Source organism: Streptomyces sp. NPDC023573 (assembly GCF_055559735.1).
Genome location: NZ_JBVHKB010000005.1, coordinates 454801 through 481708, shown reverse-complemented (window position 1 = coordinate 481708; position 26908 = coordinate 454801). Strand labels below are relative to the sequence as shown.

Below are 26908 nucleotides of genomic sequence, written 5' to 3'. Positions count from 1 at the left end.
CAAGCATTGAGCCCACATAGCTCAACTTGCCTGCCGAAGGGGAGATCATGACTGCTGAGTCGAATGCGTCGAAGGCGTCCACGCCGGTCGACCTGCCCGTGCTGCCGCTCGACGACGAGGTCGTGCTGCCCGGGATGGTGGTGCCGCTCGACCTGTCGGACGCGGAGGTGCGCGCCGCGGTCGAGGCCGCGCAGGCGGTCGCGCGGCCCGGAGGCGGTAAGCCCGAGGTGCTCCTCGTGCCGCGGATCGACGGGAATTACACCGGGACCGGTGTCCGGGGCACGGTCGAGCAGGTCGGCCGGCTCTCGGACGGCGACCCGGGCGCCCTCATCAGGGCGCGTGACCGTGTGCGGATCGGCGCCGGGACCAGTGGTCCCGGGAACGCGCTGTGGGTGGAGGGCACCAGGATCGACGTATCCGTCCCCGACCCCGTCCCAGGCTCCGCCGCCGAACTCGCCAAGGAGTACAAGGCGCTCGCCACCAGCTGGCTGAAGAAGCGCGGTGCCTGGCAGGTCGTCGACCGGGTTCAGCAGATCGAGGACATCTCCGCGCTCGCCGACAACTCCGGGTACTCGCCTTTCCAGACCACCGCTCAGAAGGTCCAACTGCTGGAGACCGCTGACCCGGTCGCCCGTCTGAAACTGGCGATCCAGTGGCTCGGCGAGCACCTCGCCGAGCAGGACGTCGCGGAGTCCATCGCGAAGGACGTCCAGGAGGGCGTCGACAAGCAGCAGCGCGAATTCCTGCTGCGGCGCCAGCTCGACGCCGTACGCAAGGAGCTCTCCGAGCTCAACGGCGACCCGGAGGACGAGTCCGACGACTACCGGGCCCGTGTCGAGGCCGCCGACCTGCCCGGACACGTCCGCGAGGCCGCGCTCAAGGAGGTCGAGAAGCTGGAGCGCGCGTCCGACCAGAGCCCCGAGGGCTCCTGGATCCGGACCTGGCTCGACACCGTCCTCGAACTCCCCTGGACCGAGCGGACCGAGGACGCCTACGACATCAAGGGTGCCCAGGAGATCCTGGACGCCGAGCACGCCGGACTGCAGGACGTGAAGGAACGCATCACCGAGTACCTCGCGGTACGCAAGCGGCGTGCCGGGCGCGGACTGGGTGTGGTCGGCGGCCGGCGCGGCGGTGCCGTGCTGGCTCTGGTCGGCCCTCCCGGCGTCGGCAAGACGTCGCTCGGCGAGAGCGTCGCGCACGCCATGGGCCGCAAGTTCGTCCGGGTCGCGCTCGGCGGTGTACGTGACGAGGCCGAGATCCGGGGCCACCGGCGTACGTACGTCGGCGCGCTTCCCGGTCGCATCGTGCGGGCCATCAAGGAGGCCGGCTCGATGAACCCGGTCGTCCTGCTCGACGAGATCGACAAGGTCGGTTCGGACTTCCGGGGCGACCCGGCGGCCGCCCTGCTCGAAGTGCTCGACCCGGCGCAGAACCACACCTTCCGCGACCACTACCTGGAGGTCGAACTCGACCTCAGCGACGTCGTGTTCCTGGCCACGGCCAACGTCCTCGAAGCCATTCCGGAGGCCCTGCTCGACCGCATGGAGCTGGTCACGCTGGACGGTTACACCGAGGACGAGAAGGTCGTCATCGCCCGGGACCACCTGCTCCCGCGCCAGCTGGAGCGGGCCGGTCTGGAGGAGGACGAGGTCGGGCTCGACGAGTCCGCGCTGCGCAAGCTGGCCGGCGAGTACACCCGGGAGGCCGGGGTGCGCAATCTGGAGCGGGCGGTCGCCCGGCTGCTCCGCAAGGTCGCGGCCCAGCACGAACTGGGCGAGCGGGAGCTGCCGTTCACGGTGGCCGAGGAGGACCTGCGGGGACTGATCGGCCGGCCGCACCACGTGCCCGAGTCCGCCCAGGACCCCGCCGAGCGCCGCACTGCGGTGCCGGGTGTGGCCACCGGGCTCGCGGTGACAGGAGCGGGCGGTGACGTGCTGTTCGTCGAGGCGTCGCTGGCCGACCCGGAGACCGGGGCGTCCGGACTGACCCTGACCGGTCAGCTCGGCGACGTGATGAAGGAGTCCGCGCAGATCGCCCTCAGCTTCCTGCGGTCGCACGGCGCGGAGCTGGAGCTGCCGGTCGCGGACCTCAAGGACCGGGGTGTGCACATCCACTTCCCGGCGGGCGCGGTCCCCAAGGACGGCCCGAGCGCCGGTATCACCCTGACGACGGCGCTGGCCTCGCTGCTCTCCGGGCGGCTCGTCCGCACGGACGTGGCGATGACCGGCGAGGTGTCGCTGACCGGACGGGTGCTGCCGATCGGCGGCCTCAAGCAGAAGCTGCTGGCGGCACATCGCGCGGGCATCACCACGGTGGTGATCCCCCAGCGCAACGAGGCCGACCTGGACGACGTCCCGGCCGAGGTGCTGGAGAAGCTGGACGTCCACCCGGTCACCGACGTCCGCCAGGTGCTGGAGATCGCCCTCGCCCCGGCCTCGGCCAGGGTGCGGGAGAGGATCCCGGCCGCCGCGTAGGCGTCATGCTGTGACGGGCGTGGCATCACGCCGACGGCCGGTACGGACGGCCCGTCTCCCCCTGGGAGGCGGGCCGTTCCGCGTTCCAGGAGGTTCACGGACGGTAGACCGTGCCGGGTACGGGCTCGGCGGGGGCCATCAGCTGGGGGACCGTCACGAAGGTGTAGCCGTCCTCGTGCAGCGCGTCGATGATGCCCGGCACCGCGGGCACCGTGCCCTTGTAGATGTCGTGCAGCAGGATGATTCCGTCCCTGTCCGCCTGGTCGAGGGTCCGCTTCCTGATCAGCGCGGAGTCGGTCGTCGAGTAGTCCTTGGCCGTCGTGCTCCAGAGGACCTGGGAGAGCCCCAGCTCCTTGCTGATCTCGGAGACCGTGTCGTCGGTGCGGCCCTGCGGCGGGCGCATAAGCCGCGGCTCCCTGCCCGTGATCTCCGCTATCGCGTCCTGGGTCTTCTTCAGCTCGGCGCGTATCTCGTCGGGCTCCCTGTCGGTCAGGATCTCGTGCGACCAGGTGTGGTTGGCGACCTCGTGGCCCTCCGCCTGGATACGCCGCACGGTGTCGGGGTGTTCGAGCACGTGGTTCCTGCCCAGCAGGAAGAACGTCGCCGGCACCTTCTTCTCCTTGAGGATGTCCAGGAGACGCGGGGTGTCCTCGCCGGGACCGGCGTCGAACGTCAGGGCGATGCACTTGGCCTTGCGGCAGTCCGCCTGTCCGAAGGAGCCCTTGGCGTCGGAGGCGGCGTCGGCACGCGCCGAACCGGGAGCCGTCGTCTCCATGGAGCAGCCGCTGAGCGTCAGCGTGAGCACCGTCACAAGAGTCGCGGCCAACCCCGCGCCCCGCGCAGTCATCTTTCCGGGCACAACAGACACGACGCGTCACTTCCCCATGGCTCGGCCGCACACCGGTGGTACGGCACGCCAGGACTATACATAGCGTGTATACGCTTAGTGCATAGTGGGGGGCGGGGCAGCGCTGAGCCCCGGTGACCTGGAGCTTCGTCACCGGGGCTCGGGTCCTGCGTCGTGCCGGCTCAGCCGTTCGCGAGTGCCACCACGCGGTCGAGGGCGCCGTTGAAGCGGTTGTGGTCGCCGACCGTCGGGCCCGACGACGTGTACTGCCACATCGTGTAGAAGCTCCACCCGGCCGGGAGTTCACCGACCGTGGTGTTGTAGCGGGCGACCCAGAGCGGGTTGGTGGCGCCGAAGCTCGCGTTGTTGCCCGTGCAGTCCTTCCACCAGCTGGTGGCGGTGTAGATCACGGCGTCACGCCCGGTCCGCGCCTTGTAGGTGTTCACGAAGTCGCGGATCCAGGCGACCATGCCGGCCTGGGACTTCCCGTAGCACTGCGCGCCGTACGGATTCCACTCGATGTCCAGCACGCCGGGCAGGGTCCTGCCGTCCTTGGACCAGCCGCCGCCGTTGTCCACGAAGTAGTTCGCCTGGGCCGCGCCGCTGGTCGTGTCCGGAGTGGCGAAGTGGTAAGTGCCCCGGATCATGCCGACGTTGTAGGAGCCGGTGTACTGCTGCGTGAAGTACGTGTTCTTGTAGTACGTCCCCTCGGTGGCCTTGACGTAGGCCCACTTCACGCCGCTGTTCCACAGGGTCGACCAGGCGACGTTGCCCTGGTGGCTGCTGACGTCCACCCCTTCGGTCTGGACGGCCCTCGTCCCCGTGGGGGCGCCGCGGCCCTGGCCGTCGTGGGCGATGACGCCCTGGCCCATCCTGGCCGTACCCCGTTCGGGGGCGGTCGCGGAGTCGGCCGCCGACGCCGCGCCGGGCAGCGTGACCAGGAGGGCGAGGGCGGCGAGGAGGGTGCCCGCCGCGAAGAGGCGGGGGCGGTGCGCTGAAGCTGCGGATCCGGATCTGTGCACGGGCATTGCGTGCCTCCGAGGGCTCGGTGGGGGAGCTCATGGCGCGGGAGCGGGTGCGGGACGCTCCTGCGGTGCGTGCACCATGGTGTGGACATGCCACCCGTGGCAGGAACGAAGCTACGCACGTAGACCCGCCCTCCGGAAGGGGGCCTGGCCGGTGCCGGAGGTCTACGCCTGCGAAATACTGGCCCAGCTGCGGTGATGGCCGGAGTTGAAAGAAACTTTCATCGGCGGGAAAACGTATGAGGGGTGCTGACGTGCACGGGAGCGGAAGCGGCGGTGAACCCGGTGCGACGGCCGGAAGTGGTGTGGACCATGAATTTCTCGCTCTGGAGCGGGAGTTGGCTGTCTTCCTGCGCCGGGCCCGGGCCAATTCGGGGGAAATGGCCCGCGAGGTCCATCCGGACCTGGAAGCCGCGGCCTACGGACTTCTCGTACGGCTGGAGTCCGCGGGCCGGCAGCGTGCCACCGATCTCGCCGCCTACTTCGGAGTGGGCAAGGCGACCGTGAGCCGTCAGCTGCGCGCCCTGGAGGGCCTCGGCCTGGTGGCGCGGGAGACCGACCCGGCGGACGGCCGCGCCTCGCTCGTTCACCTCACCGAGGAAGGCCTCGCGCGCTTCCGCAGCGTCCGTGACGCGCGCCGGGGCCGTTACGCCCGCAAGCTCGCCGACTGGGACCGGGCCGAGGTCGCGGAGCTGGCGCGGCTGCTGCACCACTTCAACGAGCGCGCCGAGGACTGAAAGGCCGGAAAGACGACCGTCACAGCTCCACCAGAACCGCTGTCGCGTCGTCATGCGTCTTGCCGCGGCGCAGACGCACCCGGCCGGTGTCGGCCCGCTCCAGCTCCCTGACGCGGTCGATCAGCCCCTGCGGCCCCGCCTTGCGGAGCACCTCCAGGGTGGCCGTCCAGTCACCCTCCCGGAACATCTCCGTCCAGCGGCTCGCCCCGTCGGTCAGTGCCGCCAGTGCCCGGACCTCCCCGCGCGGGGTCTCGCCCGTCACCGCGCGGGAGGCCACCGAGGGGTCCGCCGCGGCCGTGAAGAAGCCGCCCTCCTTGTTCCGGACGCGGGCGTCCGCGATCTCCTCCGAGGCGAGCGAACCCGGGGGCAGCCGGTCGGTCCGGTCGTCGAGCAGCGGCCGGACCGTGCCGTCGGATGCCTCCACGAGCAGAGCCGAGTCGGAGAGCACCAGGTGCTCGACCCGCTCCTCGTCCCAACGCGCCAGGACCACCGTCGCCTGAGGCGTGCGCGGGTGAGAAAGGTCACACAGGGAACGGTGTGTGTCGGCGGTGCGCCGGATGGACACCGAGAGGATCTCGGAGAGTGTCAGATCCCGTCGCGAAGCGGACAGTTCGGCCAGCGCCCCTCCGAGCCGCGCGGTGAACCACGGAACCGAGTGCACGCAGCCGTCACTGCCCGGGGGTGGCGTGACGCCGTCGAGCAGAACGAGGGTTCCGCCCTGGCCTGCCGCGGGCACGGCGGCCGACGCCCAATCCTCGTTGGGGCGTTCGCGGCTGCCGGGCTCGGTGGCGAGTTCGATACGCATCCGGCCAGTCTGCACGATGTCTTCACCGGCCCCCCGCAATCCCGCGGTTGGACCGTACCAGCAGGTCAGATGGCGCCCATCCACGCAATCCGGAGCTCCGCGCGGATGCGGGCGGGCATACTGCCAAAGCCTGGCCCGAAGTTCCACCCGGTCGTCCGTGCATGGCCTGCCGCGCCCGTGGGGAGACTTGTTCGCCAACTCCGGAGTGATGTTCACTCGTTCGAGTGGCGGAGCGGTTGATGCACGGCCCCCTCCCAAAAGCGCTGGAATGGTCGGAAGCCGTACGGCGCACATCAGGGCGGGTGCCCATTCACGTGACCGTGCGTCACCTCTGCTTCAAGGGCGGACGAGTCAAGATTGCGAGCACCGGTGCAGAAGAAGCGGCCTCGGAGCAAGGACAGCGCGCGCGAGGAGTCCGGGGCGATGCCTCCGGCAGCGGGTGCCTCCAAGCGGACCGTACGGGTACGCAGCCGGCTCGTCGCCGGCGTCGCCGTCGTAGGGATCACCGTCATCGCGGCGGGAGCCCCGGCGGCCCTCGGCGCGTCCTCCGATCTCAACGAGTCCCAGCGGCTCGTCACCCTCGCCGAGCTGAACCAGCAGGCGATCACTCTCGCGCACTCCCTCGCGGACGAGCGCGACGAGGTCACCGCCCACATCGCGGGCGGCCGTGAGGACCAGGCCGGCGACTCCGGCACCACGAGCACCGCGGCCCGCGTCGACCAGCAGATGGACGAGATCCGGGAGGCGGCCCCGGCGTCGCTGCGCCGGGACCTCGCCGCCGTCCCCTCGCTCCGCAGGACCGCCCTCACCGGCAAGGGCTCGGCGATGGAGGCGTACCAGGAGTACTCCGAGGTCATCGCCAAGCTCCACGGCCTCGCCGACGAGCTCGCCGAGAAGACCCCGCCGCGCGCCGCCGACGCCACCCGGGCCCCGCTGGCCCTCGGCAGTGCCGTGGAGCAGGCCTCCGCCACCAGGGGCCTGCTCCTGGCCGCGCTCGCCGTGCCCGGTACCGAGCCGCAGCAGCAGATCGACCCCTTCACCGGTCTGCCCGTGCAGACCCAGGACGAGGGCGACAGTGAGGACGACCGCGACCGCGACGAGCTGAGCGCCGCCGCCCAGCAGGCACGGGTGCGGGAGCTCGCCTCTCTCGCCGACTTCGACCAGGCGGCCGGACCCTCGGCCCGGGACCGGCTCGCCTCCACGGTGACCGGGCCCGAGGTCACCGGCGCGGAGAAGTACCTCACCCGGCTCACCGACCGGCCCGAGCTGTCCGAATCCGACCGGGAAGCCGACCCCGAGAAGGTCGGGGCGGCGCTCTCCGCCCGGATCGACCGCATGCGCGGAGTCGAGTCCGCGCTGGGCACCGCACAGGTCAAGCGCCTGGAAGCGCTGCGCGACGACGACGTCACCGCGCTGGAACTCCACCTCGCCCTGCTCGGCGGCTGCTTCCTCATCGCCGTCGGCGTCTCCACCGCCGTCGCCCGCACCCTCACCCAGCCGCTGGCCGTCCTGCGGATCGGGGCCGGCCGCATCGCCGCCGAGCCCGAGACCGCCGAACCGGTCCGCTACACCGGGCGCAACGACGAGTTCGCCCAGGTCGTGCGGTCCATCAACGCCCTCCACGGCAAGCTGCACGGACTGCACCACGACGTCACCGGCCGGCTGGAGGGCCTGCAGACCGAGCGCGGCGAACTCATCGCCGGCCGGGAGGCCCTCACGCTCCAGCGGGCCGAACTCCAGGTCACGGTGGCCGAGCTCGGAAAGCAGCTGGAGCGGCTGCGGAACACCGTCCACCACACCTTCGTCAACCTGTCACTGCGCACGCTCGGGCTCGTCGAGCGCCAGCTCGGCGTCATCGAGGGCCTGGAGGAGCGTGAGCAGGACCCGGAACGCCTCGCCACCCTCTTCAAGCTGGACCACATGGCCACCGTCATGCGGCGCCACAGCGAGAACATGCTGGTCCTCGCGGGCACCGACCACAACCAGGGGCACGCGGGCCCGATCCCGCTCGTCGACGTACTGCGCGCCGCGGTCAGCGAGATCGAGCGGTACGAGCGGGTCACCATCCAGTCCTTGCCGCCGCACGCCCAGATCGCGGGCTTCGCCGCCGACGACCTGAGCCACCTCGTCGCCGAACTCCTGGAGAACGCGACCTCCTTCTCCCCGCCGGACTCCCATGTCGAGCTCTCCGGCTGGCTGCTGGAGACCGGGGAGGTGATGCTCTCCGTGCAGGACGAGGGCATCGGCATGTCGGCGGTCCGGATGAGCGAGCTCAATGCGAGGCTGGCCGACCCGGCGTCCTTCGAAGCCGGCGAACAGGCCGCGGACGGGGCCGGGCTCGGTCTTCAGGTGACCTCGCTGCTGGCGGCCCGCCACGGAGTGCGGGTGCAGCTGCGCGAACAGAAGGGGAGCGGGGTGACCGCGGTCGTCGTCCTTCCGCAGGCGCTGCTGCCCAAGGCGCCGCCCGCGGCGTCCCCGCCGCCCGTGCCGCTGCCCGGGGACGCGCCCACGCTGAACCTCCCGGGATCGGTCGCCGAGGCCAACTCCAACGCACTGCCGCCCCGTTCGCCCCAGCCCGCCGACGACCCGCTGATCGCGGCCGCCGAGCGCACCCTGCAGACGGCGGCGCCGGAGCCGACCGCACCGGAGCCCACGGCACCGGAGCCCAAGGCACCGGAGGCGGCCGCGCCCACCGGGGCCGGGGCCGGGGCCGAGCCCGCGGCGGAGCCGACGTCCGAGGCCGTGCCGGGGGCCGGTCCCGCCGCCGGCCAGGAGTCCGAGTCCGAGACCACGATGCAGGTCCGGCTGCCCGCTCAGCAGGACGCGCCGAGCCCGTACGCCGTCGGCCCCGACCGTCATGAGCGTGCCGCCGACACGAGCCCCGTGCCGGCAGCCCCCGCCCCCGCGCCCGCGACCCCGGCGGCCGAGCCCGCCGCCGACGCCCTTCCCGGCCCCCGGCAGCCGCTGACCGGACTGGGCGAGGAGGTGCCCGACCCGGCACCGCTGCCCGAGCGCCTCACGGACAAGGGACTGCCCAAGCGCACCCCGAAGATCGCGGCAGCGCCGGCGGCCCCGGCCACCGATCGCAAGCGCACCCTGGACAAGGAGGCCCTGCGCCGTCGGCTGGGCGGGTTCCACCAGGGCGCGAAGGACGGCCGCCACGATGTCGAGGCGGAGATCGCCGACACCGGCCCACAGACCGACCACGACCGTACCGACGGTCGCATCGATGAGACGGGGGACACAGTCGAGGAGGCACGCAGTTGACTGCACCCAGCACATTCGGGCTGAGCGCCGAGGCCCGGAACCTGCACTGGTTGCTGAGCAATCTCGTGGAGGAGGTGCCAGGGGTCCACTCGGTCACCGTCGTCTCGTCCGACGGACTGATGCTGCTCTCCTCGGACCCCGGTCTCGCGGCGGCCGAGGTGGGAGGACGGCAGACGGGCCCCAGGGGCTCCAGCGCCGACCTCGCCACCATCGTCTCCGGCATCGGGTCCCTCACGATCGGCGCCGCCAAGCTGATGGACGGCGGCGGCGTCAGGCAGACGATGGTCGCCATGGACGAGGGCAGCGTCTTCGTCATGTCGATCAGCGACGGTTCCCTGCTCGGTGTGCACGCCACCGCCGACTGCGACATGAGCGTCATCGCCTACCACATGGCGCTCTTCGTCGGCCGTGCCGGACACGTACTCACCCCCGAACTCCGCAGTGAGCTGCGCAAATCGATGGAGAGCACCCAGTGACGTCAGCTGCTGAACCCGCACGAAAACTCCCGGTCCGCGGTGCCGACCGCAAGGTCGCACGGGTCCGCCCGTACTCCCTCACCGGAGGCCGCACCCGCTTCGGCCACGTCCTGCTCGTCGAGACGTTCGTCGCGGCGCTGGACGCCCCCGAGGAGCGCCGCGAGCTCACCAACGGCAACCTCGCCTCGCGCGTCATGCCCGAGCTCCACGCCATCGTCGAACTCTGCCGCCGTATGCGTACGGTCGCGGAGATCTCCGCCCTGCTGAAGATGCCGCTCGGTGTGGTCCGTGTGCTGCTCAGCGACTTGGCCGACCAGGGAAAGATCCGCGTCTACGGGACCGGTCACGGCACCGGCCAGCCCGACCGCGCGCTGCTCGAAAGGGTGCTCAATGGACTCCGCCGTCTCTGAGGCGCCGCTCTTCACTCCGCGTCAGCGAGGGCCGCAGGAGCGGCCGGACGAGCCGGTACAGACCTGGCAGCTCGACCACACCCGCGCGCCGATCGCGACCAAGATCGTGGTCGCCGGCGGGTTCGGCGTGGGCAAGACGACCTTCGTCGGCTCGGTCTCCGAGATAACCCCGCTGCAGACCGAAGCGCTGATGACGCAGGCCAGCGAGGAGACCGACGACCTCTCGGCCACGCCCGACAAGGTCACCACGACCGTCGCGATGGACTTCGGCCGACTGACACTGGACGACGACCTCGTCCTGTACGTCTTCGGGACCCCCGGCCAGCAGCGCTTCTGGTTCATGTGGGACGACCTGGTGCGCGGCGCGATCGGCGCCGTGGTCCTGGCCGACACCCGGCGCCTCGCCGACTGCTTCGCGGCGCTCGACTACTTCGAGAGCTGCGGACTTCCCTACATCGTGGCCGTCAACCACTTCGAGGGGACGACCGGTTACGAGGAGGAGGACGTCAGGGAGGCCCTGACAATAGCTCCGCACGTACCTGTTGTGATCATGGACGCGCGTAAGAGGATCACCGTCGTCGAGTCGCTGCTCGCCCTGGTGGGCCACGCACTCGACGTCGCCCCCGAGTAAGACCGACGCGCCCAGTACACGTAACGGAGAACCGCGATGCGGAAGATACTCATAGTCGGAGCCGGCCAGTCCGGTCTCCAGCTCGCCCTCGGACTGCAGTCCAACGGGTACGAAGTCACCCTGATGTCCAACCGCACCGCGGACGAGATCCGGTCCGGCCGGGTCATGTCGACGCAGTGCATGTTCCACACGGCTCTCCAGCACGAGCGCGACCTTCAGCTCAACTTCTGGGAGTCGCAGGCCCCGCGGATCGAGGGCCTCGGCGTCTCGGTCGCCGGGCCGGACTCCTCGCGTGTCATCGACTGGGTCGGCAAGCTGGACGGCATCGCCCAGTCCGTCGACCAGCGCGTCAAGATGGCCGGCTGGATGGAGACGTTCGCCCAGCGCGGCGGGCAGCTCGTCATCCACGGTGCCGCGGTCTCCGACCTGGACTACTTCTCCCGTACGTACGACCTGGTGATGGTCTCGGCCGGCAAGGGCGAGCTCGTCTCCATGTTCGGCCGGGACGCCTCGCGTTCGCCGTACGACGCTCCGCAGCGCGCACTGGCCGTCGCCTATGTGCACGGTCTGGGCCCGCGCCCGGAGCACCCGGAGTTCGACGCGGTCCGGTGCAACCTGGTCCCGGGCGTCGGCGAACTCTTCGTCATGCCGACCCTGACGATGTCGGGCCGCGCGGACATCCTGTTCTGGGAGGGTGTCCCCGGCGGCCCCCTCGACGCCTTCCAGGGCGTGAAGGACCCCTCGGAGCACCTGGCCAAGACGCTGGAGCTCATGGAGCGGTTCACCCCGTGGGAGTACGCACGCGCCACCAAGGTCGAGCTGACCGACGCCAACGCGACGCTGGCGGGCCGTTACGCCCCGACCGTGCGCAAGCCCGTGGGCCGGCTGCCCGGAGGCGGCCTGGTCCTCGGTGTGGGGGACGTGGTCGTCGCCAACGACCCGATCACCGGCCAGGGCTCCAACACCGCGTCCAAGTGTGCGCACTCCTACCTGCACTCGATCCTGGAACACGGCGACCGGCCGTTCGACGAGGAGTGGATGGAAGCCACGTTCGAGCGGCACTGGGAGAAGACCCAGCACGTGGTGAAGTGGACGAACGCGATGCTCGCGCCGCCGCCGGAGCACGTCCTGAACCTCATCGGTGCGGCCGGCGGGCTCCAGCCCGCCGCCGACCGGTTCGCGAACGGGTTCAACGACCCGGCGGACTTCGAGAACTTCTTCTACGAGCCCGAGAAGACGAACGCGTACCTCGCCGAGATCTCGGGCCCCCAGGACTGACGCCGGCACGCACGGGAACCGGGCCGTCACCAGGGCGATGACGGCCCGGTTCTCAGGCTTCCGGGGCGTCGTACCCCGTGTCCGCGCCCGAGGTGGCGCCCTCGGGGAGTTCGGGGAGCGTGTACGTGCTGAGCGGCTTGCCGCCCGGGTCCGGGCGTACGGCCCCCAGGAGCGGGTTCGACGCCAGCGGTGAGACCTTCACCGTGGCGCCCGGCCTGGGCGCCTGGACCACGAGGCCGTCGCCGATGTAGAGCGCGACGTGCGTCGCCTCCGGGAAGTAGACCACCAGGTCCCCGGGGCGCAGCGAGCGGACCGGCACCTTCGGGAGCTGCCGCCACTGCTCCTGCGACGTGCGCGGGATGGCCCGGCCCGCGGTGGACCACGCCTGCGAGGTGAGCCCGGAACAGTCGTACGACTCCGGGCCCTCCGCGCCCCACACGTAGGGCTTGCCGATCTGCTCGACGGCGTAGCGGACGGCCTCCCCGCCCGCCTCGGACGGCGGGCGGACGGAGCTGAGCGCTCCCGAGGCGGTCAGCGCGTCCTGGGCGGCGCCGATGTTCCGCTCCTCCAGCTTCGCCACCGCGGCGAGCTGCTCCGCCGAGAGCGAGGCCAGCATCGCCTCGATGCCCTTCAGCCGGGACCGCACGGTGTCGCGCTGCTTCTTCTGCCGCTCGGCCAGCACCCGCTGCCGCTCCTGGGCCGTCCGGGACCTGGCCGCCAGGAGCTCGGCACGCTTCTCCGCTCCGGCGAGCCGGTCGACCACGGCCGAACGGCCGGCCTGTGCGCGCTCGATGACATGGCTCTGCTCCAGGGCGCGGGCCGGGTCGTCGGCCAGCAGCAGTGTCATGTAGACGGAGAAGTCGGTGCTCCCCTGGTACTGGTCGCGCGCCAGGCGTCCGGCGTCCCTGCGCCCGGCGTTCAGCGCCCTCCGTGCCTCGGCCAGCTCGGTGCGGAGCTTCCTGGCCTCGGCGGTCCGCTTCTTCAGCTCCTCCTCGGTGCCGTTGTAGAGCTCACCGGCCTCCTCGGCCTTCCGGTAGAGCGTCTGCAACTGCTTCAGGAGCCCGGCGACGCTCCCCGGCGCCCCGGCGGCCGGAGCGGTCACAGGCTCCGGCTCGGGCTCCGACGGCTCGGCCACGGCGGGGGAGGCGGCGACGACCCAGGCCAGGGCCGCCGCGCAGAGGGTGCGCGCGAACCTGCGTGCCACGACATCACCTCCGGTGACAGGGGCGAGGCCGATTAATCGGACTACCCCACAAGTGCTCGGATCTCGTCCATCCGGTCACCCGGTCCCGGGTGATGCAAGGACCGCCGGGCGTGCCGCCCGGGGGAATGCCCCGAACGGCGGACGCCTGGAGGTCACTGGGCGGGGAACGCGTAGAAAGCCCGCTCGCGCTGCACGACAGCCGTCCGCCCGGTGGCCAGCACCCTGTACGGAGCGCTGACGGTGGCGCCCTTCGGGTCCTGGGCCCCGATGTCCTGGAACTTCCACAGCCGGCGCCCGTCCGCCGCGGCGAACGCGGTCACCTGGGAGGCGTCCGCGGCCAGCAGCGTCTTCCCGCCACCGCTCAGCGTGAGGACGGGGGCGTCCTGGCCGGGCGGGATCTCGGTGGACCGCCGCCAGACCTGCTTTCCGGTCGCCCGCTCCACCGCGCCGACCTCCTGGTCGCGATTGGTGGTGTGGAGCAGCGTCCCGGCGGGGACGGGCGTGCCGAAGACGGACGACTCGGTGCCGTTCAGCGTCCAGACCGGCTTCCCCGTGCCGGTCTCGAAGGCCTGGAGGCCGTCGCCGACCGCGCCGTACAGCCGCCCTTCCCCGTCGCCGGCCGCCGCGCCGGACGGCCCGACCCTGCCGAACTGCCGGGTCCACAGCTGCTTCCCCGTGGTGCGGTCGAAGCAGCGGAACGACGCTCTGCCCTTGGCCGCCGCCGCGTCGGCGGGGGTGAGCGTGCCCGCGTCCTGGCGTACGACGATGTCGGCGTCCCGCACGGCGGTCAGCCGGTAGGCCGGGGTGCCGGGCGCCCGCCCGGCGGGTACGGCGACGCGCCAGAGCTCCTCGCGCCGCACGATGTCGTACGCGAAGAAGTACGCCTTGACGACCTGCTTGTCCTTGCCGGGCTTCTTGCCCTTTTTCGGCTTCGGCGCCTTCTGCGTGACGGTGTGGGAGCCGGTGAACCAGAGGACCGTGCCGGACACCCCGGTGAGCGGAGCAACCTTCATGTCCGGTACGCCGGCGAACTGGTCCACGAAGCGCACCCGGTGCACGACCCGCCCGTCCTTCGGCGCCAGCCAGAGGAACTCGGTGGGGGCCGCCAGGAAGCAGAGGCCGCCCCCGGCCGCCGGCACCGCCTGGCCGCCCGCGGCGTCGGCGCAATCCCAGAGCTTCCGCCCGGTCCGTAGGCTCACGGCGGTCGCCCCGGCAGTGTCCGTCAGCACCAGCAGCTCGTCTTTCCAGACGCCCGCGGTGAGCGGCGCCGGCGAGGCGGCCGGGTGGGTGTACATCCACCGGGGATCCGGCGCCCGGCCGGGGACCGTGGGGCGAGGCTCGGCGGCCGGCTTGTCGTCGGCCGCAGAGGCGGGCTCGTCGGACCCGAGGACGGACACGGCCGCCCCACCCAGGACCATTCCGGCCGCACCGGCGGCGACGGTGGTGAGCAGCGCGCGGCGGCTGGTGGCCGGGGCGGCGGCGGGGCACGGGGCGGCGGGCCGGGCCCGGGGGAGCGGTGGTGCGGGCACGGCGGGCACGCCCTGCGGTGCGGTGGCCGGGTAGGCGTAGGGCCGGGCGGGTGCAGGCGGAGGGGTGCGCGGAGGTGCGGGCGGGGCCGCTTCCCGAGTGACGGCGAGCTGGGTCGTCGCCCGGTCGGAGTGCGGTGCGCGCGCCCCGGGTCCCAGGAAACGGGTGGTCCGGCTGTCCTCGCCGATGTCACCGCCGCCGGCCCCGGCCGTCCCTTCACGGTCCGGCGTCTCCAGCGCGCGCACCCGCGCCGCCTGGTCCTTCACGGCCGCCGACAGCGGACCGGGGAGCCAGCCGCCCTTGGCGAGCCCCGCCGCGCCCTCCAGCGCCAGTTCGGCGGCGGCCGACCCGGCACCGGGCCGGTCGTCCGGGTCCTTCGCCAGGCAGCGCGCGATCAGCGCGCGCAGATCGCCGGGTACGGCGCCGAGTTCGGCGGACCCGTGAGCGATCCGCTCCGCGGCCTCCTCCGCGGGGCCCTCGGCGAGCGGGGTCGTCCCCGTCGCCGCGTACGCCAGCAGCAGGCCGAGGACGAACAGGTCGGACGCCGGGCCCACTTCCCTGCCCTCTACCTGCTCGGGGGTGAGGTAGCCCAGTCGTACGGACAGCTGCCCGCCTTCCCTGGCCTCGGCGGAGGCGGCGGCTCCCAGAGGCCCGAACGCGGTCAGCCGGGGGCCGTCCTCGGCCAGCAGCACCGTCTCCGGCGCCAGGCCCTGCAGCACGGCCCCGGTGGCGTGGACCCGGGAGAGGGTCTCGGCCAGACCCGCGCCCAGTATCCGTACGGCACGCTCGGGCAGCGGACCGGCGAGGCCGATCGCCTCGGCGAGCGTCACCGCCGGCACGTAGGCCGTGGCCGTCCACAGGCCCTCGTCGTCCGGCGTGGCGAGCGCCGGCTGCACCCATCCGCCGGCCAGCCGCTCCGCGGTGCGGGCCTCGGACCGGAAGCGGCGACGGAAGGCGGGCACGGAGGCGAGGGCGGGCCGGGCGGCCGTCACCACGGCGAGGTCGTCGAGGCTTTCGCCCCGGGTCAGGAAGTGCACGGCGCCCGCGCTCTCGCGAAGGCGCGCCAGCGTGGTGTACGGGCCGAAGCGGCGTGGATCGTCCTGACGCGGCGCCTCCATGGCGCACCCCCCTCGTGACCGTGCCCTCGGCACCTGACCGCCGATCTTACGGGCGGGGGCCCCGAGGTGGTTCAGGACCCGCTGCGGGGCTTGGTCCAGGGCCACTTGGGGGCGAAGCGCTCACGGCCCTCGGGGGCGAATTCGTACACCCAGCCGCGCTGCAGTCCGAGGCGCTTCGAATAACCCGCCGGAGTGCGCCGGTATGCGTACACGGTGGCGGGCCCGCCGTCGGCGTCCGGCACCGGGACCTCGTACCACTTGGGCGGATGTCCGGTGGGTCCGAGCAGGACGGGCAGTACCCGGCCGTCCAGGGGCCCGCCGCGGAAGTGCGTGTTCTCGCTTTTCACGCTGCCAGTCTGACCCAGGCGGCGGGGCGCGGCTCCTCGGCCCGTAGGGTGCGGCCAGTACGCACGGCCCCGGCAGGGGCCGGAGTCCGATCGGCACGACGGGGGCGGGGACGGATGCGGCGCTGGGTGAAGGTGTCGGTGGCGGCGGCTGTGGTCCTCGGCGTGGGCGGTCATGTGGCACAGCCCCACGCGAAGGAGTGGGCGTTGATCGGCGACGCCTGCGCCGGGGGGCTTCCCCGGGACGCCGCGAAGCAGTTGACGCCGGAGGACTCCTTCCTGGATTCCGAGGAGTCGACGAGCACAGCGGAACTCGGTTCCTACACCTGCGAGGTCACCCTCGCCGGCGGGGAGTCGGACGGTGACCGGTTCGTCTCGGTGGCCGCCTACACCCGGCGTGACGACCAGGACCGGGAGTTCAGGTACGCCTTCGAGGACGGATTCGAACGGCAGGCACCGCTGCCGGACGGGATGCCGGGGTTCGTCGACCACTTCGGGGCCGTCGTCCTCCTGGTGCCCTGCCCGGACCTGCCCGCGGACGACGACGGCAGGAAGCGCAAGCTTCTGGTCCGCGTCAGCATGGGACGGGACGTGCTCACCGGAATCCCCGGAGCCGCCCACCGGACGGCCGCGGCGCTCACGGGCGCGGCCTCGGACCGACTCGGCTGCGGTGCGAAGCCCTTGAAGGTTCCGGAGCCGACGGCACCGCTGGCCGACCCGGAGGACGACCGGAAGCGGGTGCCGGTGACGCGGGCCGAGGGGACGGCCTGCGGCTGGGCGACCAGGGCGGGGCTGCCCGCGGACGGTGGCTGGCAGATCGCCGCAGGGACCAACGACGCGGCCCCGGCCGGACGTTGTGATCTTTCCTCCGCCGAGGCCGACGAGAGTACGCAGGACCCCTCAAGAATCCTTCTCGCCTCCTGGTACGGCGACTGGAGCAACCGCGTAGTCACCCATGAGCACAAGGGGGTGCCCTCGCCCATGACCGCCACCGCGCGGTGCCAGGGCGAGGCCGCCAACTACGCGCTCGTGGGGTCCGAGGACATCCCGGGGGTCGGGGCGGCAGACAGACAGCGGCTGCTGACGCTGTTCGCCGAGGACGAGGTGCGGCGGCGCGGTTGCTCGGGCCTCCGCTTCCACTTCTGACGGCCCGCCGGCCCGGCGGGAGCGCGGAGCGGGCTCACTTCCGCAGCCACAGTGCCCGGACATAGGAGTTGTCCATCAGCTGCTTCATGGCCGCGGCACGCCGCACCGGCACGCCGCGGTCCTTCGCCCAGTCGTCCAGCACGGTGAACAGCTGATGCCGGCCGTCCGTGAGGTCACCATCCACCGGCCCGGCCACCGGCCGGCCGGCGATGTCGCCCATCGCCGGACGCGAGTCCAGCTGCTCCGCGGCGGGGCGGAAGGTGCCGCGGGTGTGCCGGCGTACGGACCGGTCGAAGGCGGCGAGATCGGGGAGGGTGCGATCCCTGGCGTACTCGGTCCGGTACTTCATGAGCGTGCCTATGCGGTCGGCGACGGCCTGGAGATCGCTGTCGGGCCAGTCCGTCGGGGTGGAGCTGTCCGGTCGCGACGGGGGACGGAAGTCCGGGTCACCGCCGTCGTCGGTGAGCCGCTCCAGGTAGTGCGCGAAATCGGCCCGCTCGGCGTCGTAGAGAATCGCGAACGCCTCCGGGTCCTTGCTGAGTTCTCCGACCAGGTCCTCGATGTCCGGGTTCGCGTCCACGCCGCTGTCGGCGTACTCGAAGACGGCGTGCGCCTCGCCCGGGGCGAGGAAGCGGCCGAGCTTCGCGTAGCCGTCGGCATCGGGCCGTGCCTCCTCCGGCCCGGCGGCCGGGCCGCGGGCCTTGCGCCCGCCCCATGTGTGGTCGCGTCCGGCGTCCACCACGTACTCGGACACCATGCGCGCCAGGCCCGGCGCCAGCCCTTCGGGGAGTTCGATGTCCTTCACGGCGGTCGCCACCGCGTAGGCCGCGCGGGCCTGTGCCATGGTGTGCGGCCTTCCGGGGCCCGTGGCGCGCGTGGCGCCGTCCACGATGCGCCCGAGCACCTGCGCGCCGTCACCGCACACGCTCTTGTGCCTCAGGAGTTTTCTCGCCGATCCGATGCCGGCGAGGTCGTCCCCCGGATCGAGGGACTTCGTGGCTGCCCCGGGGTCGTCCGCGAGGGCGCGGGCCGAGGCGGGCAGGTGGTGGCAGGCTTGTTCGGAGGAGTCACCGGAGCTGGAAAAGGCCAGGGGAACCGTCACCCCGGCCGCCAGGACCACGAGCGCCGCTGCGAAGACGGCTGTCCGGTGTTCCCTCAACCGGCGCGGTCGGCCGCCGGTTCCCGTTCCCTCGGCTGCCGCGTCGGGCACGCCGTCACCGTCCTCGTTGCTTCCCCCATCACGCATCCGGGCAGACTAGCGACCGCCGGCGTGCGGGGATTCGCCGGGATCAGTCCGCCGGCCCGCTCCCGGGCGCCGCGTCCTCGGGGGTCAGCAGGTGCGCGGCCCGGCCCGCCACCGGGATGATCAGCGTCGCGAGCCGCCCGGCGGGGCCGTCGGCGGTCTCCTTGCTCAGCAGGTCCGCCACCACGGCCTCCGTCTCCTCGTCCGAGGCCGCGGTGGCCGCGAGGAGGGCCATCAGATGGTCGACCAGCCAGCCCCGCAGGTCCGAGGCGGCCGGCTGCTTCTCCTCGTCCAGCCAGATCAGGGACGCGGCCTCCACGGCGGCGATCCAGGTGCGCACCATCATCCGCAGGCGCGGCCCGGCCGGTTCCTGCCCCGGGCCACGGCCCCGGCCGAGGTGGAACAGGATCTGCTCGGCCGCCGACCTGCGCACACCGTCCACGATCGTGGACGTGCGGGAGGTCTCGGCGACGCTGCCCCCGCGCAGCAAGGCGCTGAAGCCGGCGTCGTGCTGGTCGACGAAGCCGAGGTAGCGGTCGAGGACCCGGCTGACGCGCTCGGTGGGCGGGCCGACCGCGGGTTCCGCGAAGCAGAGCGTCAGCTGCTCGGCGGCCGACCCGAGGGCCGCCTCGTACAACTGCTGCCTGCCGCCGGGGAAGTAGCGGTAGACGAGCGGACGGGAGACCCCGGCCGCCGCCGCCACCTCGTCGATCGACACGTCGTCCGGCGCCCGGTGGGCGAAGAGCGTGAGTGCCGCGGCCAGCAGTTGGGCGCGGCGTTCCTCGACACCGAGCCGTCGGTATGCGCGGGCCGGCGGTGCTGCGGGTGCGGAGGTCATACTCCGAAGCCTAAGCGCTACCTCCAGCACGGGAGCCGGCCTCAGGCCAGCAGACCCGAGCTCTTCCACAGCCTGCGTCCCACGCCGTTGAGCACGCCGATGTCGTCGAAGAAGTCCGTGAGCCGCTTCGCTCCCGTCTGCATGACCTCCGCCCGGTGGCCGCTCGCCTTCACCTGCGCGACGGCCTCGTGGCGGTCCAGGCCGACGTTCTCGTACACCTGCGGGTTCACGAAGCAGACGGAGAACACCCGGGCCGCCTCACCGCAGTTGAGCCGGGTGAGCCTGCGCTGCCAGGGAGGAGCGGTCACCATCTGGCGCCGCAGCTCCTCGCGGGCGTAACGCACGTGCCGCGCCTCCTCGACCACGTGGATGCGGGTCACTCCGCGTACGAGCGACTGGACGCGCTCGTCGGGGAAGGTCAGCCGCTGCATCCAGTCCAGGATCTCCTCGCCGAGCAGGGTCGCGGCGAACGAACCGGGGGTGGTGGAGACGGTCTTCAGCACCCGCGCCAGGTTGTGATAGCGCCGGGGGACCGGGTAGGCGGGCGCGCCACCCCACTCGATCATGCGGGCGAACATCATGGAGTGCCGGCACTCGTCGGCTATCTCCGTGAGGGCGTAGCGGACGTGCTTGCTGGTCACGGACTTGTCGTAGATGTGCCGGACGAGCAGTTGCATCAGGATGATCTCGAACCAGATCCCGAGCGAGGCCAGCGACGCCGCCTCGTGGCGGGCCAGCTCCATCCGCTGTTCCTCGGACATCCTCCGCCACAGCGGGGTGTCGTAGAGGGAGACCAGCTCGGGCGGCCAGAACCACTTGCCGTCCTCGACGGCAGAAGCCCAGTCGAGCTCGGTGTCCGGGTCGAAGGAGTGCTTGGCCGAGGCCTCGAGCAGGCGGGCCGCCACCTGTTCGCGGTCCTTGAGGGGGCCGAGCGCATCGCGCAGCACCTGAATGTCCTCGTCGGTCACTGTCGTCACGGCTGAAGGCACCTCGCAGAGGGGTTACCGGCGGTCAAGTTTCGGCTCATGAATTATGAGACTGCCTGTCAGCAAGGGAGTCAATCCCTCGTGCGCGACTTGTTGACCGCGCGTCTACCAACGTGTGAACCTGCCAACTGACGTCAGCACCACGGAATGCACGATCCTCGCCGGGCGAAGGAGCTGTCCGTGTCGACACACGACCTCTACACCACCCCACCCACCGCGCCGACTTGGCAGGTGCCCGCCACGGGCGCGGCCCGGTTCAGCTGGGACTACGACGACGGCCGCGAACGCCTCCTCGCCCTCTACCAGAAGGGCAAGGACAAGCAGTGGGACGGCAACAAGCGCATCGACTGGAGCCTGGAGGTCGACCCCGCCGACCCGCTCGGCACCCCGGACGAGGCCCTGACGCTTTACGGCACCCCGCACTGGGCGAAGATGACCGAGCGGGACCGCGGCGAACTCCGCAAGCACTACACCTCCTGGCAGTTCAGCCAGTTCCTCCACGGTGAGCAGGGTGCCATGGTCTGTGCCGCGCGGATCGTGGAGGCGGTCCCCGACCTCGACGCGAAGTTCTACTCCGCGACCCAGACCATGGACGAGGCACGGCACGCGGAGATCTACGGCCGCTTCCTGCACGAGAAGGTCGGGATGCTCTACCCGGTCAACGACAGCCTCCAGGGGCTGCTCGGCGACACCCTGCGCGACTCCCGCTGGGACATGCCCTACCTCGGCATGCAGGTCCTCATCGAAGGGCTCGCGCTCGCCGCGTTCGGCATGATCCGCGACACCACGACCAGGCCGCTGCCCAAGCAGATCCTCACCTACGTCATGCAGGACGAGGCCCGGCACGTGGCCTTCGGGCGGATGGCGCTGCGCGACTACTACAAGCAGCTGAGCGACGCCGAACTGCGCGAGCGCGAGGAGTTCGTCATCGAGGGCTGCTACCTCATGCGCGACCGGCTCAGCGGCGTCGAGGTCCTGGAGAACTTCGGCATCGGCAAGCAGGAGGCCAAGGACCTCTCCGAGCACTCGGAATATCTCCAGCTCTTCCGCAAGCTGCTCTTCAGCAGGATCGTCCCCTGTGTGAAGGACATCGGCCTCTGGGGCGAACGGCTCCAGAAGGCCTACGTCGACATGGGTGTCTTCGAGCTGGGTGACTCGAATCTCGACCTCCTGATGGCCCAGGACGAGGAGATGGCGGAGCAGCTCGACCGTGAGCGCTTCGAGGCGGAGGAGCAGGAGCGGGTCGCGGAGGTCGCGGAGGCGATCGCGGAGGGCGGGAAGGACGGCTGACGGAGGCCCTGGAAACAGCCTCAGCCCTCCTCGGGGATCTCGATGGTCCGGCCGTTCTCGTCGAGGGTCCGGGTGCTCCAGTACGTGTCCCACTTGTCGTCCACGCGCTCGGGCACCTTGCCCTCCGGGTAGCGGGCGTAACCCTTGGGCGGTTCCTCGTCGTCGGACACGCAAGCGCTGCCGGCGCTGCCCACGTGCAGGACCGGGTACTCGCCGCCCCCGCACACGGCGTCCTGCAAGGAACAGGCGCTGGTGAACAGCGCGACCGTGACGCCGGCGAGGGCGAGCCCGAGCGTGGAGCGGATTCGGATGGCCGTGCGCATGGGGGGCTCCCTCTGGTGTGTGGCTGACTGTGCCCAGCCTGCCGGGGCCGGAGGGGAGGGGCGTGAGCATCCGTACTCATATCCGGTGTACGTACCGGGTGCGCGGGCGGAGGATGGCGGGCATGAACTCCCCTCCCGGCCCCGGTGACGCCGAAGCGGCCCGCCGCAGCCTCGAAGCACTCGCCCTCGGTGACGCCTTCGGGGAGCGGTGGTTCCCGCTCTTCCGGCCGCCCCGGCAGGCCTACGCCGAGGTCCGGGCACGCCGTACCCCGCACGAGCCCGTCTGGCACTGGACGGACGACACCGCGCTGGCACTGGCCCTGCAGCGGGTCCTGGACGAGTACGGGCAGGTCGAGCAGGACCGGCTCGCGCTGTACTACGCCCTGGCCTTCGACGCGGACCAGGCCCGTGGTTACGGCCACGGCATGCACATGCTGCTGCCGGAGCTGCTGGCCTCGCCGGCCGACTGGCGCACCCTCGCTCCGGGGCTCTTCGAGGGCGGCAGCCTGGGCAACGGGGCGGCGATGCGGGTCGCGCCCCTCGGAGCCCGCTTCCACGCGGACCTCGGACACGCCGCGGAACAGGCCGTGCTCTCGGCGGTCGTCACCCACGCCCACCCGGAGGGCGTCGCCGGAGCGGTGGCGGTCGCGGTCGCCGCGGCACTGTCGGTGCGTGGGGAGTTCACGCTGGAGGCGGTCGCCGGTCACACCCCGGAAGGGCCGGTGCGCGACGGGGTGCTCCGTGCGGCGGAGGTGCCGTTCGCCACCGAACCGTGGAAGGCCGCCGACCTCCTGGGCAACGGGAGCCGGATCAGGGCCGACGACACCGTGCCGTTCGCCCTGTGGACCGCCGCGCGGCACCCGGGCGACCTGGAGGCCGCCCTGTGGTCGACGGCGGAGGGCTTCGGGGACGTGGACACCACCTGTGCCATCACCGGGGGCGTCGTCGGGGCGGCCACCGGGGTGGAGGGCGTCCCCGCCGAGTGGCGCCTGCGACGGGAGCCCCTGAACTGACGGGTCAGCCGAGCCGGCGCGGCGGTCCCGGCGCCGGCAGGACGCGTTCCACCGCGCACGCGATGCCGAGCAGTGCCGCGTCCGTCCCCCGGCCGGTCACCAGCTGGAGACCGGCCGGGCAGCCGTCCGGGGTGAAACCGGCCGGCACGCTCGCCGCCGGATGGCCGCTGAGGTTGAACGCCCAGGTGAGCGCCGTGGAGTAGACGTCGCCCGGGCCCTCGTGGCCGTGCGGCGGGTTGGGCGTCACCGGGGTGAGGAGCAGCGGCGTACGGGCGAAGAAGACGTCGAGGGCGCGGTCGTTGGCGGCCCGCAGCGCCCGGGTGGCGGGGGTCGGCGACTCCCCACGCACCGCCGCCCACGTCTTTGCCGGGTCGAGCAGCGTGACGGGGTCCTTGACCAGGCGGATCACCCCGGCCTCCGCCAGCCGCTCCACCGCCGCCCGCGTCACCCCGGCCACCTCCGGCTCCACGGACGCGAAGCCCAGGTCCGGGCTGTAGGCGGCAGGGACCGGAAGCAGCGCCGGCCGGGGCACGTAGCCGTCCAGCACATGGCGCAGGTAGGTCTCCGCCCGTGCCGCCGAGCCGGCCAGCACACCGGGGGAGGCGAGGCCCGTGCGGTCGGGGGAGGGCAGCGCGCCGTTCGTCGTCTTCAGGCCGAACACCCCGCACCACGCCGCCGGGACGCGCACCGAGCCTGCCCCGTCGCTGCCCGTCGCCAGCTCCACCATGCCGGCCGCGACGGCCACCGCCGAGCCCGCCGAGGAGCCTCCCGGAGTGCGGTCGGGCCGCCACGGGTTGACCGTACGGCCGTGAGCGCCCTGCCCCCACGTCTGCCACGGGGTACCCGGCCCCGGGACGGACGTGGTGCCGACCGGGACGCCGCCGGCGGCCGACAGGCGGCGGGCCGCGTACGAGCCGAGGCCCCTGCGGCCCTTCACCGCGAACGGCAGCCCGGCGAGCGGGAGACCGCGGGCGGCCCGCTCCTCGGCGAGGGCCTCCTCGTGCCGTACCTCCGTGAACGCGTGCAGCTCCGGATCCAGTGCGCCGATCCGGGCCAGCGCCGCCGCCACCGCTGATGTCATGGGGCTCGGTCCCCTGCCTCCAGCGCCGCCTCCATCACCGCACGGGCGATCGGAGCCGCGTTGCCGCCCCCGCTGACATCGGCCCGGTCGGCCGCCGCGTCCTCCACCACCACCGCCACGGCGACCGCCGGACGGCCGGAGTCCGGTGCCTGTGCCCAGGCGATGAACCAGGCGTACGGCGTACCGGAGTTGTCGACCCCGTGCTGCGCCGTGCCCGTCTTGCCGCCGACCGTCACCCCGCCGATCGCCGCGTTGGTGCCGGTGCCGTTCTCCACGACGTCGACCATCATCCGCTGGAGCTGCCGGGCAGTCGTCGGGCTCATCGCCTGGTGGTACGAGTCCGAGCCCTGCTGCCGGACCGTGTCGCCGTCGTCGGTGGTCACCCTCTCCACCAGGTGGGGGCGCCTGAGGTCGCCGCCGTTCGCGACCGCCGAGGCCACCATGGCCATCTGGAGCGGGGTCGCCGTCGTGTCGAACTGGCCGATCGAGGACTGGGCCAGCTGGTCGTCGCTCATGTCCGAGTCGAAATTGCTGCGGGCGACCCGGGAGGGGATCTTCAGGCCGTCGTCGTTGAAGCCGAACCTGTCCACCGCCTCCAGCATCCCGTCCAGTCCCACCTCGACGCCGAGGTGTGCCATCACCGTGTTGCAGGAGACCCGGATCGCCTCCGCCAGGGACGCCTTCTCGCATCCGCGCGCCTCGTTGGGCAGCACGGTCGAGGTGCCGGGCAGGACGTACGGGGACGGGGTGTCGGTCTCCGCGTCCGGGTCGGTGACCACCTCCGCGTCCAGTGCCGCCGCCGCCGTCACGATCTTGAAGGCCGAGCCGGGCGGATAGGTCTGCCGGATGGCCCGGTTGAGCATCGGCCGGCTCTGCGCGCGGTTGAGCCGCGCCCAGGCGTCCGTGACGGCGGAGCCGGTGCCGGAGAGGACCTCCGGGTCGTACGAGGGGGAGGAGACCAGCGCCAGGATCCGGCCGGTGGCGGGGTCCAGGGCGGCGACCGCGCCGCGCCGGCCGTCCAGGCCCTCGTACGCCGCGCGTTGCACCGAGTCCTCGACGGTGGTGACGACATCGCCGCCGGGCTGCCGGCCGCGGGTGATGTCCCCCCACAGCGGGAGCGGGGCCAGGACCGGGTCGGTGCCGGAGAGGACGCCGTCCTCGGCGTTCTCCAGCAGCGTGGTGCCGTACGTCTGGGAGGCGTAGCCCGTCACCGGCGCGTACAGCGGCCCGTGGCGGTAGGTGCGCTCGTACGCGAGCTGTTCGCCGGTGTCCTCCGACCCGGTGACGGGCTCGTCACCGACCACGATGTCGCCGCGCGGCTGGTCGTAACGGTCGATGGTGGTCCGGCGGTTGGCGGGGTTGGTGGTGAGCTCGTCGGCCTCGAAGAGCTGGACACGCGCGGCGTTCGCCAGCAGGGCGAGGAGCAGGAGCAGGCAGAACCCGGCCGCGTGCCGGATGTGGCGGATCACGGTCCCTCCCCGGCCGGCGCGGTCTCCGTGGCGGGATCGGGCGTGCGGGCCACATCGCTGACCCGGATGAGCAGCGCCACGATGATCCAGTTGGTGACCACGGACGATCCGCCCTGGGCCAGGAAGGGCATCGCCATCCCGGTCAGCGGGATCAGCCCCATGACCCCGCCCGCGATCACGAAGACCTGGAGCGCCAGGATCGAGGCGAGGCCGACCGACAGGAGCCGCCCGAAGGGGTCCCGCAGGGCCAGGCCCGCACGGAAACCGCGGGCGACGAGCAGGGCGTACAGCAGGAAGATCGCGGTGAGTCCGGCCAGGCCGAGCTCCTCGCCCGCGGTGGCCAGGATGAAGTCGGACTTGGCGGCGAAGCCGATGAGGATGGAGTGGCCGAGCCCGAGGCCGGTGCCGAGCATGCCGCCCGCCGCGAACGCGAAGAGGGACTGCGCGAGCTGGCTGGGCCCCTGGCCCGCGTTGATCGTGGCGTAGGGGTCCAGCCAGTCCTCCACCCTGCTGTGCACATGAGGTTCGAGCGAGCCGACGGCGAAGGCGCCGGCCGCCGCGAGGAGCAGCCCCACCGCGATCCAGCCGGTCCTGCCGGTGGCCACGTAGAGCAGGATCACGAAGAGGCCGAAGAAGAGCAGCGAGGTGCCCAGATCGCGTTCGAGGACGAGGACACCGACGCTGAGCAGCCAGATCGCGACGATCGGGCCCAGCACCCGGCCGGTGGGGAACTGGAGCTTCCAGATCCTGCGGCCGGTGTAGGCGAGCGCGTTGCGGTTCGCCGCGAGGTAGGCGGCGAAGAAGACGGCGAGCAGGATCTTCGCGAACTCGCCGGGCTGGAAGGAGAATCCGCCGACCCTGATCCAGATCTTCGCCCCGTTCACCGCCGGGAAGAAGATCGGCACGATCATCAGGACGAGGGCGGCGGCGACCGACAGATAGGCGTACCGCTGGAGCACCCGGTGGTCGCGCAGGAACACCACCACCGCGATGAAGAACGCGACCCCGAGCGTGGACCAGATCAGCTGTGTCGTCGCCGCCCGGTCGCTCGGGGTCTCCAGGTCCAGCCGGTAGATCAGCACCAGGCCCAGCCCGTTGAGCAGCACGGCGATGGGCAGCAGCAGCGGATCGGCGAACGGGGCGCGGAAGCGGACCGCGAGATGGGCGAGCAGGGCGAGGAGGCCGAGACCGGCGCCGTACCCGGCGACATCGGGAGGCACGGCGTCGTTCCGGGCGAGGCCGACGGCGGCGTAGCCGTAGACGGAGACGATCACGGCCCCGATCAGGAGCGAGAGCTCGACCCCGCGCCGCTTGGGCAGGCGTAGCTCGGGCGGGCGTGCCTCCGCCGTCGGTGCGGTCATGCCCCGCAACGT

Annotated in this window: 23 protein-coding genes; 10 read left to right on the top strand and 13 right to left on the bottom strand. The window is 72.1% G+C overall.

The annotated features are described in order from the left end of the window. Positions 1–47 precede the first annotated feature (47 nt). Complete coding sequence (lon, locus tag ACZ32T_RS19185; protein ID WP_467367908.1) at positions 48–2477, top strand: endopeptidase La; 2430 nt, start codon at positions 48–50, stop codon at positions 2475–2477. A gap of 94 nt (positions 2478–2571) precedes the next feature. Here lon and ACZ32T_RS19180 read toward each other — a convergent pair whose 3' ends face one another. Together ACZ32T_RS19180 and ACZ32T_RS19175 are read right to left on the bottom strand one after the other, a co-directional pair. Beyond that, the gene (locus tag ACZ32T_RS19180) at positions 2572–3324 is read right to left on the bottom strand and encodes a polysaccharide deacetylase family protein (protein ID WP_467266261.1); all 753 of its coding nucleotides are present in this window, start codon (positions 3322–3324) and stop codon (positions 2572–2574) included. A gap of 182 nt (positions 3325–3506) precedes the next feature. Continuing rightward, the gene (locus tag ACZ32T_RS19175) at positions 3507–4352 is read right to left on the bottom strand and encodes a lysozyme (protein WP_467266153.1); all 846 of its coding nucleotides are present in this window, start codon (positions 4350–4352) and stop codon (positions 3507–3509) included. A gap of 236 nt (positions 4353–4588) precedes the next feature. On the opposite strand from ACZ32T_RS19175, the gene ACZ32T_RS19170 reads away from it, so the two are divergent. Next, positions 4589–5086, top strand: a complete 498-nt coding sequence (locus ACZ32T_RS19170) for a MarR family winged helix-turn-helix transcriptional regulator (protein ID WP_467266151.1) — start codon at positions 4589–4591, stop codon at positions 5084–5086. 19 nt (positions 5087–5105) lie between these two features. On the opposite strand, the gene ACZ32T_RS19165 is transcribed toward ACZ32T_RS19170, so the two are convergent. After that, entirely contained in the window at positions 5106–5891 is a 786-nt protein-coding gene (locus tag ACZ32T_RS19165) for a protein phosphatase 2C domain-containing protein (RefSeq protein ID WP_467367906.1), read from the bottom strand. 369 nt (positions 5892–6260) lie between these two features. Here ACZ32T_RS19165 and ACZ32T_RS19160 point away from each other — a divergent pair, with 369 nt between their 5' ends. Genes ACZ32T_RS19160 through ACZ32T_RS19140 form a run of 5 tightly spaced genes read left to right on the top strand, consistent with a single transcriptional unit; the run spans position 6261 to position 11953 of the window. Beyond that, positions 6261–9158 (top strand): sensor histidine kinase, encoded by a 2898-nt coding sequence (locus tag ACZ32T_RS19160; protein ID WP_467367904.1) that lies wholly within the window; start codon positions 6261–6263, stop codon positions 9156–9158. Then, entirely contained in the window at positions 9155–9634 is a 480-nt protein-coding gene (locus ACZ32T_RS19155; RefSeq protein WP_467266144.1) for a roadblock/LC7 domain-containing protein, read from the top strand. Before ACZ32T_RS19160 ends, ACZ32T_RS19155 begins: the two co-directional genes overlap by 4 nt. Next, positions 9631–10044, top strand: a complete 414-nt coding sequence (locus ACZ32T_RS19150) for a DUF742 domain-containing protein (protein ID WP_467367902.1) — start codon at positions 9631–9633, stop codon at positions 10042–10044. The genes ACZ32T_RS19155 and ACZ32T_RS19150 overlap by 4 nt, the downstream gene beginning before the upstream one ends. After that, positions 10025–10675 carry a GTP-binding protein gene (locus tag ACZ32T_RS19145; protein ID WP_356711684.1) on the top strand — a complete coding sequence of 217 codons (651 nt, stop codon included), beginning with the start codon at positions 10025–10027 and terminating at the stop codon, positions 10673–10675. The genes ACZ32T_RS19150 and ACZ32T_RS19145 overlap by 20 nt, the downstream gene beginning before the upstream one ends. A 36-nt stretch (positions 10676–10711) precedes the next feature. Continuing rightward, entirely contained in the window at positions 10712–11953 is a 1242-nt protein-coding gene (locus tag ACZ32T_RS19140) for a styrene monooxygenase/indole monooxygenase family protein (protein ID WP_467266138.1), read from the top strand. Between the two features lie 52 nt (positions 11954–12005). Here the strand turns inward: ACZ32T_RS19140 and ACZ32T_RS19135 are convergent, their stop codons facing one another. The 3 genes from ACZ32T_RS19135 to ACZ32T_RS19125 all read right to left on the bottom strand — a co-directional run bounded on the left by ACZ32T_RS19135 (position 12006) and on the right by ACZ32T_RS19125 (position 16149). Continuing rightward, on the bottom strand, positions 12006–13157 hold the full coding sequence (locus ACZ32T_RS19135) for a C40 family peptidase (RefSeq protein WP_467266136.1): 1152 nt from the start codon (positions 13155–13157) through the stop codon (positions 12006–12008). Between the two features lie 152 nt (positions 13158–13309). Further along, the gene (locus ACZ32T_RS19130; protein ID WP_467367899.1) at positions 13310–15802 is read right to left on the bottom strand and encodes an outer membrane protein assembly factor BamB family protein; all 2493 of its coding nucleotides are present in this window, start codon (positions 15800–15802) and stop codon (positions 13310–13312) included. A gap of 71 nt (positions 15803–15873) precedes the next feature. Continuing rightward, positions 15874–16149: a hypothetical protein gene (locus tag ACZ32T_RS19125; protein WP_467266132.1), complete on the bottom strand. Its 276-nt coding sequence runs from the start codon at positions 16147–16149 to the stop codon at positions 15874–15876. Positions 16150–16263: 114 nt separating this feature from the next. Between ACZ32T_RS19125 and ACZ32T_RS19120 the strand changes: the two genes are divergently transcribed. Next, a complete protein-coding gene (locus ACZ32T_RS19120; RefSeq protein ID WP_467367897.1) occupies positions 16264–17292 on the top strand; it encodes a hypothetical protein in 1029 nt (342 codons plus the stop codon). Positions 17293–17326: 34 nt separating this feature from the next. Here the strand turns inward: ACZ32T_RS19120 and ACZ32T_RS19115 are convergent, their stop codons facing one another. From ACZ32T_RS19115 to ACZ32T_RS19105, 3 genes are read right to left on the bottom strand one after another with little or no spacing between them, the layout of a single operon-like run. Beyond that, on the bottom strand, positions 17327–18538 hold the full coding sequence (locus ACZ32T_RS19115; RefSeq protein ID WP_467367896.1) for a hypothetical protein: 1212 nt from the start codon (positions 18536–18538) through the stop codon (positions 17327–17329). Positions 18539–18581: 43 nt separating this feature from the next. Then, positions 18582–19373: a TetR/AcrR family transcriptional regulator gene (locus tag ACZ32T_RS19110; protein ID WP_467266126.1), complete on the bottom strand. Its 792-nt coding sequence runs from the start codon at positions 19371–19373 to the stop codon at positions 18582–18584. Positions 19374–19414: 41 nt separating this feature from the next. Continuing rightward, positions 19415–20350, bottom strand: a complete 936-nt coding sequence (locus tag ACZ32T_RS19105; RefSeq protein ID WP_467367893.1) for an AurF N-oxygenase family protein — start codon at positions 20348–20350, stop codon at positions 19415–19417. Between the two features lie 189 nt (positions 20351–20539). Here ACZ32T_RS19105 and ACZ32T_RS19100 point away from each other — a divergent pair, with 189 nt between their 5' ends. Beyond that, the gene (locus ACZ32T_RS19100) at positions 20540–21649 is read left to right on the top strand and encodes a ferritin-like domain-containing protein (protein ID WP_467266122.1); all 1110 of its coding nucleotides are present in this window, start codon (positions 20540–20542) and stop codon (positions 21647–21649) included. A gap of 20 nt (positions 21650–21669) precedes the next feature. Here ACZ32T_RS19100 and ACZ32T_RS19095 read toward each other — a convergent pair whose 3' ends face one another. Continuing rightward, positions 21670–21972, bottom strand: a complete 303-nt coding sequence (locus ACZ32T_RS19095; protein ID WP_467266120.1) for an SCO0607 family lipoprotein — start codon at positions 21970–21972, stop codon at positions 21670–21672. 122 nt (positions 21973–22094) lie between these two features. Between ACZ32T_RS19095 and ACZ32T_RS19090 the strand changes: the two genes are divergently transcribed. Further along, the gene (locus ACZ32T_RS19090) at positions 22095–22985 is read left to right on the top strand and encodes an ADP-ribosylglycohydrolase family protein (protein WP_467367891.1); all 891 of its coding nucleotides are present in this window, start codon (positions 22095–22097) and stop codon (positions 22983–22985) included. Between the two features lie 4 nt (positions 22986–22989). Here ACZ32T_RS19090 and ACZ32T_RS19085 read toward each other — a convergent pair whose 3' ends face one another. From ACZ32T_RS19085 to ACZ32T_RS19075, 3 genes are read right to left on the bottom strand one after another with little or no spacing between them, the layout of a single operon-like run. Beyond that, complete coding sequence (locus ACZ32T_RS19085; protein WP_467266116.1) at positions 22990–24066, bottom strand: amidase family protein; 1077 nt, start codon at positions 24064–24066, stop codon at positions 22990–22992. Beyond that, positions 24063–25535, bottom strand: a complete 1473-nt coding sequence (locus tag ACZ32T_RS19080) for a penicillin-binding transpeptidase domain-containing protein (RefSeq protein ID WP_467266114.1) — start codon at positions 25533–25535, stop codon at positions 24063–24065. The genes ACZ32T_RS19085 and ACZ32T_RS19080 overlap by 4 nt, the downstream gene beginning before the upstream one ends. Next, the gene (locus ACZ32T_RS19075) at positions 25532–26896 is read right to left on the bottom strand and encodes an FtsW/RodA/SpoVE family cell cycle protein (RefSeq protein WP_467266112.1); all 1365 of its coding nucleotides are present in this window, start codon (positions 26894–26896) and stop codon (positions 25532–25534) included. The genes ACZ32T_RS19080 and ACZ32T_RS19075 overlap by 4 nt, the downstream gene beginning before the upstream one ends. Positions 26897–26908 lie beyond the last annotated feature (12 nt).